The following is a 12,467-nucleotide window of genomic DNA, read 5'->3' as shown; positions in this document are numbered from 1 at the left end:
ACAAAAGCTACAACCAGCCCCCTCTCCCCACCCCGATAATAATCGACAACGCACACAATTTGCTTTGTCAAGGCATCTTTCCCGCCTTGACAAAGCAAAAAGAGTGTTGAAATAATTGCGCGAGCGGGGTGGGGTGACGCTCCCCCCAGTTCCCCCCAAAGTTTCGAGCACCGAGCACCGCACAACCAAAGAGCACCGACCTCCAGGGCACTCCCGACGACCCGCACCCTGCCTGTCGCCGGTCGATGCCCCCTGCCGGAAGAAGGAACTCTCGATGTCCGAACCCCCACCGGTGTGGGCCAGGGCTTTCGGCGCGTCACTGCTGATAGCCGCCCTCTTACTCCCCATCCCCGCCAGCGCAGACATCCCCGCAGCCGACTACCAACAGGTCCAACTAGCCGTGGGCTCAGCCAAGCTAGGCGAACCCATGTCCTTCACCGTCCTCCCGGACCGCCAGGTGGTCCACACGGCTCGCGACGGCACAGTCCGCATCACCAACGCCGCAGGCAACTCCACCACAGTCGCCGCAAAGCTCAACGTCTACACCCACGACGAAGAGGGCCTGCAAGGCATAGCCGCCGACCCCAACTTCGCCACCAACCGCTACCTCTACCTCTACTACTCCCCACGTCTGTCCACTCCAGACGGAGACGCCCCCACAGACGGTACGGACGCCCAGTTCGCCCCGTTCAAGGGCGAGCTCTACCTCTCCCGCTTCACCCTCAAGTCCGACAACACCCTAGACCTGACCAGCGAGAAGATCGTCCTCCGAGTAGCCAACGACCGGGGCCAGTGCTGCCACGTAGGCGGCGACATCGACTTCGACGCCCAGGGCAACCTCTACCTCACCACGGGCGACGACTCGAACCCGTTCGTCTCCGACGGCTACAGCCCGATCGACGAGCGCACCACGAGGAACCCCCAGTTCGACGCCCAACGCTCCTCGGGCAACACCAACGACCTCCGGGGCAAACTCCTCCGCATCAAGCCCCAACCCGACGGCACCTACACCATCCCCAGCGGCAACCTCTTCGCTCCGGGCACAGCCAAAACGCGCCCAGAGATCTACGCCATGGGCTTCCGCAACCCCTTCCGCATGAACGTCGACAAGGCAACGGGCGTCGTCTACCTGGGCGACTACGGCCCCGACGCGGGCGTCACGAACGCCAACCGCGGCCCCAGCGGCCAGGTCGAGTTCGACCGCATCACCAGCGCGGGCAACTACGGCTGGCCGTACTGCACGGGCTCCAACAGCACCACGGAGTCCTACAACCGCTTCACCTTCCCCAGCGGCCCGTCCGGGGCCAAGTACGACTGCGCCACCGGCCCCACCAACAGTTCCCCGCGCAACACCGGCCTCGCCAAGCTCCCCGTCCCCCGAGCCGCCTGGATCAAGTACGCGGGCGACGAGGGCTCACCCCCGGAGTTCGGCAGCGGTTCCGAGTCCCCGATGGGCGGTCCGGTCTACCGCTTCGACCCCAACCTCAACTCCGCCACCAAGTTCCCGCAGTCCCTCGACGGCAAATACTTCGCCGGCGAGTACGGCCGCCGCTGGATCAAAGCCATCGGCGTGAACCAAGACGGCTCCAGGGGAGCCATCGACGCCTTCCCGTGGTCCGGCACCCAGGTGATGGACATGAACTTCGGCCCGGAGGGCGCGCTCTACGTCCTCGACTACGGCACCGGGTCGGACAACCAGGCCCTGTACCGCATCGACTACAAGGGCAACACCCCGAGGCCGCCCACCGCGAAGGTCGCGGCGGACAAGGTCTCCGGGGCAATCCCGCTCACGGTCAACTTCTCCTCCGCGGGCAGCGCCGACCCCGAGGGCGGAGCTCTCACCTACCGCTGGGAGTTCGGCGACGGCGGCACCTCCACCGCCGCGAACCCGTCGCACACCTACACCACGGCGGGCTCGTACTCGCCCAAGCTGACCGTCACCGACCCGACCGGCCTCACCGGTTCGGCGAGCGTCCTGGTCACCGCGGGCAACACCGCGCCCACCGTGAACCTCCAACTACCGGGCAACGGAGCCCTGTTCTCCTTCGGTGACACGGTCCCGTTCCAGGTGAGCGCCAGCGACCCGGAGGACGGCACGGTCGACTGCTCACGGGTCAAGGTCACCTACCTGCTCGGCCACGACGCCCACCGCCACCAGATCACCCAGAAGACCGGCTGCTCCGGAACGATCCCGGTGCCGGTCGACGGCGAGCACGACGCGGCGGCGAACATCTACGGCGTCTTCGACGCGGAGTACACCGACAACGCGGGCCTGACCTCCCACGGCGTCAGCATCCTCCAGCCGAGGCACCGGCAGGGCGAGCACTTCGGGGCCCAGCAGGGCATCCAGGTCGCCGACCACGCCACCGCCGAGGGCGGCAAGACCGTCGGCTACACCGACAACGGCGACTGGATCTCCTACACGCCCTACGTCCTGGGCAACGCCACGTCGTTCACCGCGCGCGTCTCCTCGGGCGGCCCCGGCGGCACCATCGAGGTCCGCGCGGGCTCGGCCACCGGCACCCTGCTCGGCACGGCCACGGTCGCCAACACCGGCAACTGGGACACCTTCGTCGACGTGAGCACCCCGCTGTCCAACCGGCCCAGCGGTTCCACGACGTTGTTCCTGGTGTTCAAGGGCGTGACCGGCCAGGGCAACCTGTTCGACGTCGACGCCTTCACCTTCGCCACGAGCAACCCCGTGGGCACCCGCGTCGAGGGTGAGGCGTTCACCTCCACCGGTGGCGTCCAGGTCGCCGCGCACGCCCCGGCCAGCGGCGGCCAGACCGCCGGGTACATCAACACCGGCGACTGGGCCGGGTACTCGACGGTGAGCACCGCGGGGCTGCGCACGTTCAGCGCCTCGGTCTCGTCGGCGGGCACCGGCGGCACGATCACGATCAGGTCCGGCTCCCAGACGGGCACGGTCCTTGGCTCGGTCGCGGTCCCGGTGACCGGCGGCTGGGAGACGTTCCAGACGGTGTCCACGACCCTGACCGGCTCGGCGAGCGGGCCCCTGTTCCTGACCTTCACGGGTCCGGGAGCCGCGGGGGACTCCGCGTTCGACGTCGACTACTTCACCACCTCGAGCTGAAGGGGCCGATGACGATGCGCAAGCTCCCCGTGCTCGCGGCGGCGGCACTACTGTCGGCCGGTGTGGTCATGACACCGGAGGCTCACGCCCTAGCGCCGTACCAGGTCCTGGTCTTCTCGAAGACCGCGGGATTCCGGCACGACTCCATCCCCGCGGGCATCCAGGCGATCCGGGACCTGGGTTCCGCCAACGGGTTCACCGTCACCGCGACGGAGAACGCGGCGACGTTCACCCCGACCGAGCTGGCGAAGTACGCCGCCGTGGTGTTCCTGAGCACCACCGGCGACGTGCTCGACGGCACGCAGCAGTCGGCGTTCGAGTCCTACGTCAACTCCGGCGGCGGGTACGTCGGCGTGCACGCGGCGGCGGACACGGAGTACGACTGGCCGTTCTACGGGCAGCTGGTGGGGGCGTACTTCTCCAGCCACCCGAACATCCAGCAGGTGAACGTCAAGGTCGAGGACCGCGCGCACCCGGCGTCGGCGCACCTCGGCCCGGTGTGGACCCGCACCGACGAGCTGTACAACTACCGCGCCAACCCGCGGCCGAACGTGAAGGTGCTGGCGACGCTGGACGAGTCCAGCTACAGCGGCGGCACGATGGGCGCCGACCACCCGATCTCCTGGTGCCACGCGCAGTCGTCCGGCCGGTCCTTCTACACCGGGCTCGGCCACACCATCGAGTCCTACGCCGACTCGGCGTTCCGCACCCACCTCCTCGGCGGCATCAGGTACGCCGCCGGGGCGGCCAAGGCGGACTGCCGACCGGAGACCGGGTACTCCGGGCTGTTCACCGGGTCCACGTCGGGCTGGTCGCAAGCCGGTCCCGGCGGGTTCGCCAACGCCGACGGCACGCTCACCTCGCAGGGCGGTCCCGGCAACTTCTGGTACTCCACCAAGGAGTTCGGCTCGTACTCGCTCAAGCTGGACTGGCGGCTCACCGGCGACGGCGACTCCGGGGTGTTCCTCGGCTTCCCGTCCTCGGGCGCGGCCAACCCCGGCGCGGGCGGGCACGAGGTGGCGATCGACGCCTCGGCCGCGGCCAACGCCACCACCGGCGCGGTCTACGGCTTCCAGGCGCCGGACGCGGCCGTCCGGGACGCGGCGCTCAACCCGCCGGGGCAGTGGAACACCTTCGAGCTGCTCGTCGAGGGTGAACGGCTGCGGGTGTACCTCAACGGCAGGCAGGTCAACGACTTCACCAACACCGACGCCGCGCGCAGTCTGCGGCAGGGTTACGTGGGCCTGCAGAACAACGGCGACGGGTCGACCTCGTTCCGCAACGTGCGGATCAAGGAGCTCGGCGGCGTCACGCCCACGCAGGTGCAGGGCGAGGCGTACACGTCGTCGTCCGGCGTGCAGCCCGCCGGGCACGGCGGGGCGGTCGGCGGCCAGACCGTCGGGTACATCGACAACGGCGACTGGGCGGCGTACTCCCAGGTGTCCACGGCGGGTGCCCGGCAGTTCACCGCAAGGGTGTCGTCCGGCGGCGCGGGCGGCCGGATCGAGATCCGGTCCGGCTCGTCGACCGGGACGCTGCTCGGCTCGGTCGCGGTGGCCAACACCGGCAGCTTCGACAACTTCACGACGGTGACGACCGCGTTGACCGGTTCGGCGACCGGCCAGGTGGTGCTCGTGTTCACCGGGACGGGGTCGGGCGGCCTGTTCGACGTCGACCACTTCACACTCGGGTAGCACTCCGGTGGGCACGGACGCCGTCCGTGCCCACCGGCGTCCGGCCGAGAGGGGGCACATGACGGACATCGCGCGGCGGGGCACCGCCCGGACCCGCAACCTCGAACTGGTGCTCGGCGAGGTGGACCGGCGGGGACCGCTCACCCGCGCGGCGCTCGCCGAGCTGACCGGGCTCACCAAGACCACCGTGTCCACGCTCGTCGCGGAGCTGATGGCGGCCGGGTTCGTCGCCGAGTCCGGTGTCGTGCGCGGCGGGGAACGCGGCCGCCCCGGCGTGGCCGTGGGGGTCAGCGGGGCGCGGATGGCGGCGCTGGGCATCGAGGTCAACGTCGACTACCTGGCCGTGTGCGTCGTCGACCTGACCCGGTCGATCCGGCTGCGCGTCCGCGTGGAGCGGGACAACCGCGACACCAGACCGGTCGACGTGCTGCGCGACCTGCGGGCGCTGGCGCTCGACCTCGTGGACCAGGCGCGCGGCCTCGGGCTCACCGTCGTGGGCGCGGTCGTCGCCGTGCCAGGCCCGGTCGAGGACGGCCTGCTCTACACCGCGCCGAACCTCGGCTGGCGCGAGGTGCCCGTGGCCGCCGCGCTCGACCTGCCGCTGCCCGTGGACGTCGACAACGAGGCGAACCTGGCCGCGCTGGGCGAACTCTGGTTCGGCGGCGGCGCACCGGACTTCCTCTACGTGTCCGGCGAGATCGGCATCGGCGCGGGCCTCGTCGTCGGCGGCGCGCTGTTCCGCGGCGTCCACGGCAACGCGGGCGAACTCGGCCACGTCGTCGTCGAGCCCACCGGTCCGCCGTGCCGCTGCGGCGGCCACGGCTGCCTGGAGTGGTACGCGGGCCAGGACGCCCTGCTCAGACAAGTGCCCGGCGGTCTCACCGACCTGGTGGGCCGCCTTCGCCGCGGCGAGCAGCGCGCGCTCGGGGCGTGCGCCGGCGCCGGACGTGCCCTCGGCATCGCGCTCACGTCGGCGGCGAACCTGCTGGACCTCGACCGGATCGTGCTCGGCGGCGTCTACGTGCCGCTGTTCCCCTGGCTGTGCCCGGCGGTCGAGACCACGTTGGCCGCTCGACTCGGCAGGCTGCGCCGCTCGGTGCCGGTGGTGGCCGCGTCCCGGCTCGACGGCGAGGCCGCCGTCCTCGGCGCGGCGGGCCAGGTCGTGCAGCGGGTGATCGCGGACCCCGGCCGCGTGGGTCACGTCGTGTAGGCCTCCAGTTCCGCCACCTGACCGGCGGGCCAGCCGGTGTTGCCGGTGAACGTCAGCCTCAGGAACCTGGTGGTGGCACTGGGAACCGCGATGGTCGCGGTGGGCGCGAAGTCGTAGCCGCGGCTCGCCACCAGCGTCGAGTAGGTCGACCCGGTGGCGCTGCCGAGCACGGACAGCGTCTGCGTGCGCGCGCCCCACGACTGGGGCAGCTTCAGCACGACCCGGCCCACGGTCGCGGTCGTGCCGAGGTCGACGGTGAGCGACTGCGGGAACGAGCCGTTGGTGCTCTCCCAGTAGCTGCCCTGGTTGCCGTCGGTGGCGTTGGCGGGGGCGTAGCCCGGCACGGATCCCGTGGCGCTGACCGGTTTCCCGGCGGCCAGGTTCGGGTTGGCGGGCGGGGGAGTGCCGCCACCGAACCGCTGGGTCCAGTACGCGGTCCGGTCGAGGTAGGCCGTCTCGGCCGCCGCGCCGGTCTTGCCGTACGCGCCCTCGAACGTCTGGTACCCCTGTCCCGTGGGAGGAATCGACCGCGCGGGCTCGATGACCGAGCCCTCGTGCCACTCGTTGAACGACGTGATCGACACCCAGTCGGCGTTGCTGCCCAGGGCGTTGCCCCACTGCTTGTCGTAGGCGGCCCCGTTGTCGCGGGCCAGCGTCGGCGTGGTGTTGCCCGGCACCGCCCGGTCGTCGATGTAACCGGGACCGATCGACGGTGCCCACACGAGCCCGTTGGCCTTGCAGAACGCCGACGCGCCCGCCCATCCCGGCGCGGTCGCGCCCGCGATGGCGTCGTAGGTGTACATCCCGCCGAAGTGGGCGACCTTGCTCGTGTCCGTGGTCTGCGCCAGCACGATGCTGTGCGCCTTGACCTGCTCCAGCGCGGTCCAGTCGGCGATCCGCAGGCTCTCGAACACGTAGAACGCGCCCCGGTTGCCGTGCTCGGCGTCCCGGTAGAACGCCGAGTGGCCGCCGTAGCGCGCGTTGATGTAGTCGATGTCCGCCACGGTCGACGCCGCCGTGCGCGTCCCGTACGGCTCCAGGTGGAAGGCGACCTTGATCCCGTACCGCGCGGCCGCGTCCAGCAGCCGGGGGACCAGGGTGTCCTCGTACGACCCCTGGCCCCACCAGCTGACCACGATCGTGCCCGCGCCGGAGCGCTGGATCCACGCCATGTGCTGGTTCACCACGGCCGTGTCGCCCGAGTCGTACGCGCCGAGCACGGGGTAGAGGTCCGCGCCGACGTCCGAGGGCGGAGTGTGCCCGCCCTGCGTCCAGTGCCGGTAGCCGGTCGAAGTGCCGCCGTACCAGGGGTAGTAGAACAGGTGGGTCTTGGTGGACAGCGCTTGCGCGCGGGGCTCGCCGACGGCCGTGGTGGCCGTCGTGGCGGAGAGCAGGGCCAGCAGGACCAGGCCGATGCCGAGTAGACGTCGCACGGGTATCGCTCCTCATCGCTTCGTCGCGGATGGGAGTGGCAGGGACCGTGAGCGTACAAATTCTTGACAGGGTTAAGCAAGAAGTCGACTAGGTGATGGCAAATGGCGACTGGTTGACCCGTCGGTAAGGTGCGCCGCGTGCGCGAAGACTACGGGTACTGGACGACGATCCCGACGCGGTGGAACGACAACGACGTGTACGGCCACGTCAACAACGTCGTGCACTACGCGTTCATGGACACCCTGATCAACACCTGGCTCATCGAGGCCGGGCTGGACATCCACGGCGGCACGACCATCGGGCTGTGCGTCGAGTCCCACTGCAACTACCGGTCGTCCATCTCGTTCCCGGACGCGATGCGCGCCGGGCTGCGGATCGGCCACCTCGGGAGGTCCAGCGTCCGCTACGAGATCGCGTTCCTCGCGGCCGACGACACCGTGATCGCGGAGGGGCACTTCGTGCACGTGTTCGTGGACCGGACCACCCGGAAACCGGCGGAAGTACCTACTGGACTCCGGGGCGCGATGGCGGGTTTGGTGTACCCATGACCGTGCGCGCCGCAGTGCTGCTCGAGACCGGCCGCCCGGCCCCCTACGCCGAGTCCCGGCCGATCGAGGTCCAGGACCTCGTGCTGGACCCGCCGGGCCCCGGCGAGGTGCTGATCCGCGTCGGCGCGACCGGGCTCTGCCACTCCGACCTGTCCGTCGTGAACGGGTCCCGCCCGCGACCGCTGCCGATGGTCCTGGGCCACGAGGCCGCGGGCGAGGTCGTGGAACTCGGGCCGGGCGTGGAGGACTTCGCGGTCGGCGACCACGTGGTGATGTCCTTCGTGCCGGCGTGCGGGTCGTGCCGCCGGTGCGTGTCCGGGCGGCACGCGCTGTGCGAGCCCGGCGCGGCGGCGAACCGGGCGGGCACGCTGCTGTCCGGCGGACGGCGGTGGGTCGGGGCCGACGGAGCGCGGCTGAACCACCACCTCGGCGTGTCCGGCTTCGCCGAGTACGCCGTGGTGTCCACCGCGTCCGCGACCCGCGTGGACGCCGACCTGCCGTTCGAGATCGCCGCCCTGTTCGGGTGTGCCGTGTTGACCGGCGCCGGGGCGGTCTTCCACAGCGCCGCCGTCGTGCCGGGCGACCGGGTGGCCGTGTTCGGCCTCGGCGGGGTCGGCTTGGCGGCGTTGCTGGCCGTGAAGGCGGCCGGGGCGTCGACGATCGTGGCCGTGGACGTGGTGCCGCACAAGCGTTCCCTGGCCCTGAGGCTGGGGGCCACGCACGCGGTGGAAGGCGGTCCGGACGCCGTGGAGGCCGTGCGGGAGGCGACCGGCGGCGGGGCGGACAAGGTCGTCGACACGACCGGCAGCGCCGACGTCCTCGCCCAGGCCTACGCGGCCACGGCGGCGGGCGGGACGACCGTCACCGTCGGCCTCCCGCACCCCGACCGCCAGCTCGTGCTGCCCGCGTTGAGCCTCGTCGCGGAGGAGCGGACCCTCAAGGGCAGCTACCTCGGGTCGAGCGTGCCCCGCAGGGACATCCCGCGGTTCATCGCCCTGTACCGGGCCGGGCAGTTGCCGGTGGAGGAGCTGCTGTCGGGGACTCTGACCCTGGACGAGGTGAACACCGGTTTCGACCGCCTTGCCAGTGGTGAGGCGATCCGCCAGGTCGTGAAGTTCTAGGACACCCGCTCGTCGACCACGTACGCCCTGGTCTTCTCCCGATCGAGGAACCGCGCCTCGTCCTCGGCGATCTCCGGCACGCCCAGCGTGCTGATCCAGTTCTCGAACCCCGACCGGTCGTCCCAGACCATCTCGGTCATGACGTCGAAGGCGAGGTCGGGCGACTCCAGGTTGGCCGCGTCGCCCCGGACGACGTAGCGGCGCTTGTAGACGCGGGGGAGTGGGGCGAGGCTCAGGACGAGCGGGACGTGGTGGTTCTCGTAGTGGTCCTGGAACGCCTCGCTGGTGATGTCGTGGCGCTTGGTGAGGTAGGCGAAGACGGAGAACACGGCGGAGGTCCTTTGCGTTCGGGGTCGCTTGGTTTTTCCAAGTCTCCGGTACGGTAGCCGGGTGACTGGGAAAATCCAACCCACTGGTGCGCGGGTGTGCTCGATCGCCGACGCGCTGGAGATCCTGGGTGACCGGTGGACGCTGCTCGTGGTGCGCGAGTGCGGGTACGGGGTGCACCGGTTCAACGACATCCAGCGGAACACCGGCGCGTCCACGGACATCCTCGCGGGGCGGTTGAAACGCCTGGAGGCGGTGGGGGTCCTGCGGCGGGAGCCGTACACGTCCCGGCCGGTGCGGTACGAGTACTTCCTGACCGGCGCCGGGCGGGAGTTGCTGCCGATCCTGCTGAACCTGCGGGAGTGGGGGGAGCGGCAGTTGCACGCCGGGGAGGAGTCGGAGAACCCCGTGTGGCATCGGTGCGGGGAGGAGTTGCACGTGGAGACGGTGTGCCGGGGGTGTCGGGAGGTCGTGGTGGCGGAGGATCTTCGGTATTCCGACGGGTGAGGTGGGGTGTCGGGCGGATTTTGTCGCTCGATCAGGTGATCCAGTTTTTGTCGGTGGTCGCTTGTACCTTGTGCATTGGGGGGTCTCGCTCGATCGGGGACCCATGCGAGAGCTTGGTCGTTTCCCGGTCAGACGGGGCTTCCAGTGCGCTCACCGGGCGATTTCCGTCGTTGGTGTGGCCGATTTGACCTGGGGACCCCTCATTTCGGTCTTGATCGGGCCAAAAGGCAGTGCCCCAAGACCTGGTCTCAAAACTCGGTGTGTCGCCAGGTGAACCAACTGCCCGCCCCTGGCTCCGCACCGCCCGCCTGTGGGCCCGGCCCGACGGACCGGAAGTCCGTCAGGGAGACTGGGGGCCAGTGCCCGCCCTCTCGACCTGGAGCCGTTGATGCCGCAAGGGACCGTCCGTTGGTTCGACGCCGAACGGGGTTTCGGCTTCCTCGCGCCCGAGGACGGCTCGCCGGACGTGTTCGTGCACGCCTCCGAGATCGTCGAGGGCGGCGGCGCGAAAGTGCTCCGCGAGGGTCAGGCCGTCGTGTTCGAGGTCGGCGAGAACGACCGCGGGCCCCAGGCGCTGCGCGTTCGCGTCACCGCCGATGCGACCACCGGCAGCGCCGTGGGCGTGCTCGGCACCGTCAACTGGTACGAGCCGGGCAAGGGGTACGGCTTCGCGTCGCCGGACGGCGGCGGCGCCGACGTCTTCGTGCACAGCTCCGCCATCGTGACCGGCGGCGTGGTCACCGAGGGGCAGCGGGTGGCCTTCCTGATCGTCGAGGGCGAGCGCGGCCCGCAGGCCGGGCACGTGATCCCGTTGGGAGCAGGGGCAGGCTCACCCGCCGCGGCTGGTGTCTCGGACGGTGCCGACGGCACGGTGGCCTGGTACGACGAGGACAAGGGCTTCGGCTTCATCAACCCCGACTCCGGCGCCGGGGACGTCTTCGTCCACGCCAGGTCCCTGGCCGAGGGGCTGACGTGGCTCGCGGAGGGCGACCGCGTCGCCTACGAGGTGGCCAGTGGAGACAGGGGCCCGCAGGCCCGCGACGTGCACCTGGTCCGGGGCGCCGAGCCCAAGACGGCACCGCGGCGGTCGGCACCTGCCGCGGCCGCGGGGCCGGCGGCGCGGGACGTGCCCGTGCGAGGCGGCGAGGGCGTCGTCGCGCGCTACGACGGCGACCGCGGCTTCGGCTTCATCACCCCGGACGCGGGCGGCGACGATCTCTTCGCCCACGTGTCCGTGATCATGGGGTCGGAGCCGCTGCAGAAGGGTGACCGGGTCCGGTACGCGGTGCGTCAGAGCGACCGGGGCCCGCAGGCCGACCGCATCGAACGCCTCTGAAGAGGCGGCCCCGCCGATGGCTGATCACTTCCCGACGAGAATGCTCGTTCATCCTCGTCGACGGTGCCGTCAGGTTGATCACGGTGCACTCCGTAGCAGGCCACCAGGCGCGTGCCGGTCCCGTGGGTGGTCGCTGGTCCTGTAGGTGGTCTTTGTTGGTTCTTAGTTTCCGACGCCGAGTTGGGCCATGAACGCTGTCGGGTAGCGGTCGCCTCGTGCTGAGCCCGGCGGGACTGCCTTTTCGATCTCTGCGAGGTCGTCGTCGGTCAGGTGGATGTCCAGTGCCGGCAGGGCTTCCGCCAGTCGGTTGCGGGTGCGGGCGCCTGCCAGCGGCACGATCGTGTCGTCCTGGGCTGCCACCCACGCGATGGCCAGTTGGGCGACCGTGCAGCCCTTGGCCTCGGCGATCGTGCGTAGGGCGTCCACGAGGGTGAGGTTGTGTTCGACGTTTCCCGCCGAGAAGCGTGGGGAGTGGCTGCGGAGGTCGCCTGGGGTTTGTGGGGTCCAGTGGCCGGAGATGAGGCCTCGGCCCAAGACTCCGTAGGCGGTCATGCCGATGCCGAGTTCTCGCAGGGTGGGGAGGATGTCCGCTTCCACCGCGCGGGAGAGGATCGAGTACTCGATCTGGAGGTCGGTGATCGGGTGGACTGTGTGGGCCTTGCGGATCGTGGTGGCGTTCACCTCGGAGAGGCCGATGTGGCGGACGTGGCCCGCGTCGACCATTTCCTTGATCGCGCCCACGGTGTCCTCGATCGGCACCGCCGGGTCCAGGCGGGCCGGGCGGTAGATGTCGATGTGGTCCACGCCCAGGCGCGTGAGCGAGTAGGCGAGGAAGTTCTTCACGGCCTCCGGCCTGCCGTCGGTGCCGTTGAAGGTGTTGTTCGGGCCTCGTAGTGCGCCGAACTTGACGCTGAGCGCGTAGCTGTCGCGGTCCCTTCCCCGCAGGGCCTCGGCGAGCAGGAGTTCGTTGTGGCCCATGCCGTAGAAGTCGCCGGTGTCGATCAGGGTGATGCCCGCGTCCAACGCCGCGTGGACCGTCGCGATGCTCTCCGCGCGGTCGGTCGGGCCGTAGATGCCGCCGGACATGGCCATCGCGCCCAGGCCCAGCGCGGACACGGTCGGGCCGGTGGAGCCCAGGGTTCGCGTCTTCATCGTGTTCTCCTCCGGGAGTCGGTGTGGCACCCACTCTGGAACCG

10 protein-coding genes and 1 pseudogene are annotated in these 12,467 nt (G+C 70.4%); 8 read left to right on the top strand and 3 right to left on the bottom strand.

Annotated features, from left to right (window positions below):
- Positions 1-427 precede the first annotated feature (427 nt).
- Genes ACFWW9_RS35800 through ACFWW9_RS35790 form a run of 3 tightly spaced genes read left to right on the top strand, consistent with a single transcriptional unit; the run spans position 428 to position 5,998 of the window.
- Positions 428-3,094: a carbohydrate-binding protein gene (locus ACFWW9_RS35800; protein ID WP_390386729.1), complete on the top strand. Its 2,667-nt coding sequence runs from the start codon at positions 428-430 to the stop codon at positions 3,092-3,094.
- A 14-nt stretch (positions 3,095-3,108) separates the two neighbouring features.
- Entirely contained in the window at positions 3,109-4,788 is a 1,680-nt protein-coding gene (locus tag ACFWW9_RS35795) for a ThuA domain-containing protein (RefSeq protein ID WP_390386728.1), read from the top strand.
- Positions 4,789-4,846: 58 nt separating this feature from the next.
- A complete protein-coding gene (locus ACFWW9_RS35790; protein WP_390386727.1) occupies positions 4,847-5,998 on the top strand; it encodes an ROK family protein in 1,152 nt (383 codons plus the stop codon).
- Here the strand turns inward: ACFWW9_RS35790 and ACFWW9_RS35785 are convergent.
- Positions 5,986-7,431, bottom strand: coding sequence for a discoidin domain-containing protein (locus ACFWW9_RS35785; protein WP_390386726.1), 1,446 nt, complete (start codon positions 7,429-7,431; stop codon positions 5,986-5,988). The two genes, ACFWW9_RS35790 and ACFWW9_RS35785, sit on opposite strands and share 13 nt — an antisense overlap.
- Positions 7,432-7,569: 138 nt before the next feature.
- Here ACFWW9_RS35785 and ACFWW9_RS35780 point away from each other — a divergent pair, with 138 nt between their 5' ends.
- Together ACFWW9_RS35780 and ACFWW9_RS35775 are read left to right on the top strand one after the other, a co-directional pair.
- On the top strand, positions 7,570-7,980 hold the full coding sequence (locus ACFWW9_RS35780; protein WP_390386724.1) for an acyl-CoA thioesterase: 411 nt from the start codon (positions 7,570-7,572) through the stop codon (positions 7,978-7,980).
- Entirely contained in the window at positions 7,977-9,101 is a 1,125-nt protein-coding gene (locus ACFWW9_RS35775; protein ID WP_390386722.1) for a zinc-dependent alcohol dehydrogenase family protein, read from the top strand. The genes ACFWW9_RS35780 and ACFWW9_RS35775 overlap by 4 nt, the downstream gene beginning before the upstream one ends.
- Here the strand turns inward: ACFWW9_RS35775 and ACFWW9_RS35770 are convergent.
- Positions 9,098-9,430, bottom strand: a complete 333-nt coding sequence (locus ACFWW9_RS35770) for an EthD domain-containing protein (protein ID WP_390386721.1) — start codon at positions 9,428-9,430, stop codon at positions 9,098-9,100. The two genes, ACFWW9_RS35775 and ACFWW9_RS35770, sit on opposite strands and share 4 nt — an antisense overlap.
- 61 nt (positions 9,431-9,491) lie before the next feature.
- On the opposite strand from ACFWW9_RS35770, the gene ACFWW9_RS35765 reads away from it, so the two are divergent.
- The 3 genes and pseudogenes from ACFWW9_RS35765 (at position 9,492) to ACFWW9_RS35755 (ending at position 11,271) form a co-directional block, all read left to right on the top strand.
- A complete protein-coding gene (locus ACFWW9_RS35765) occupies positions 9,492-9,935 on the top strand; it encodes a winged helix-turn-helix transcriptional regulator (protein ID WP_390386720.1) in 444 nt (147 codons plus the stop codon).
- A gap of 388 nt (positions 9,936-10,323) precedes the next feature.
- Positions 10,324-10,521, top strand: a pseudogene (locus tag ACFWW9_RS35760) (cold-shock protein); the annotation flags it as partial.
- Between the two features lie 30 nt (positions 10,522-10,551).
- Positions 10,552-11,271: a cold-shock protein gene (locus ACFWW9_RS35755; protein ID WP_390386730.1), complete on the top strand. Its 720-nt coding sequence runs from the start codon at positions 10,552-10,554 to the stop codon at positions 11,269-11,271.
- Between the two features lie 162 nt (positions 11,272-11,433).
- On the opposite strand, the gene ACFWW9_RS35750 is transcribed toward ACFWW9_RS35755, so the two are convergent.
- Positions 11,434-12,423 (bottom strand): aldo/keto reductase, encoded by a 990-nt coding sequence (locus ACFWW9_RS35750; RefSeq protein ID WP_390386719.1) that lies wholly within the window; start codon positions 12,421-12,423, stop codon positions 11,434-11,436.
- Positions 12,424-12,467: the final 44 nt, after the last annotated feature.

This window comes from Umezawaea sp. NPDC059074 (assembly GCF_042738955.1).
Classification (GTDB): domain Bacteria; phylum Actinomycetota; class Actinomycetes; order Mycobacteriales; family Pseudonocardiaceae; genus Umezawaea.
This window is presented reverse-complemented; position numbering and strand designations above follow the sequence as displayed.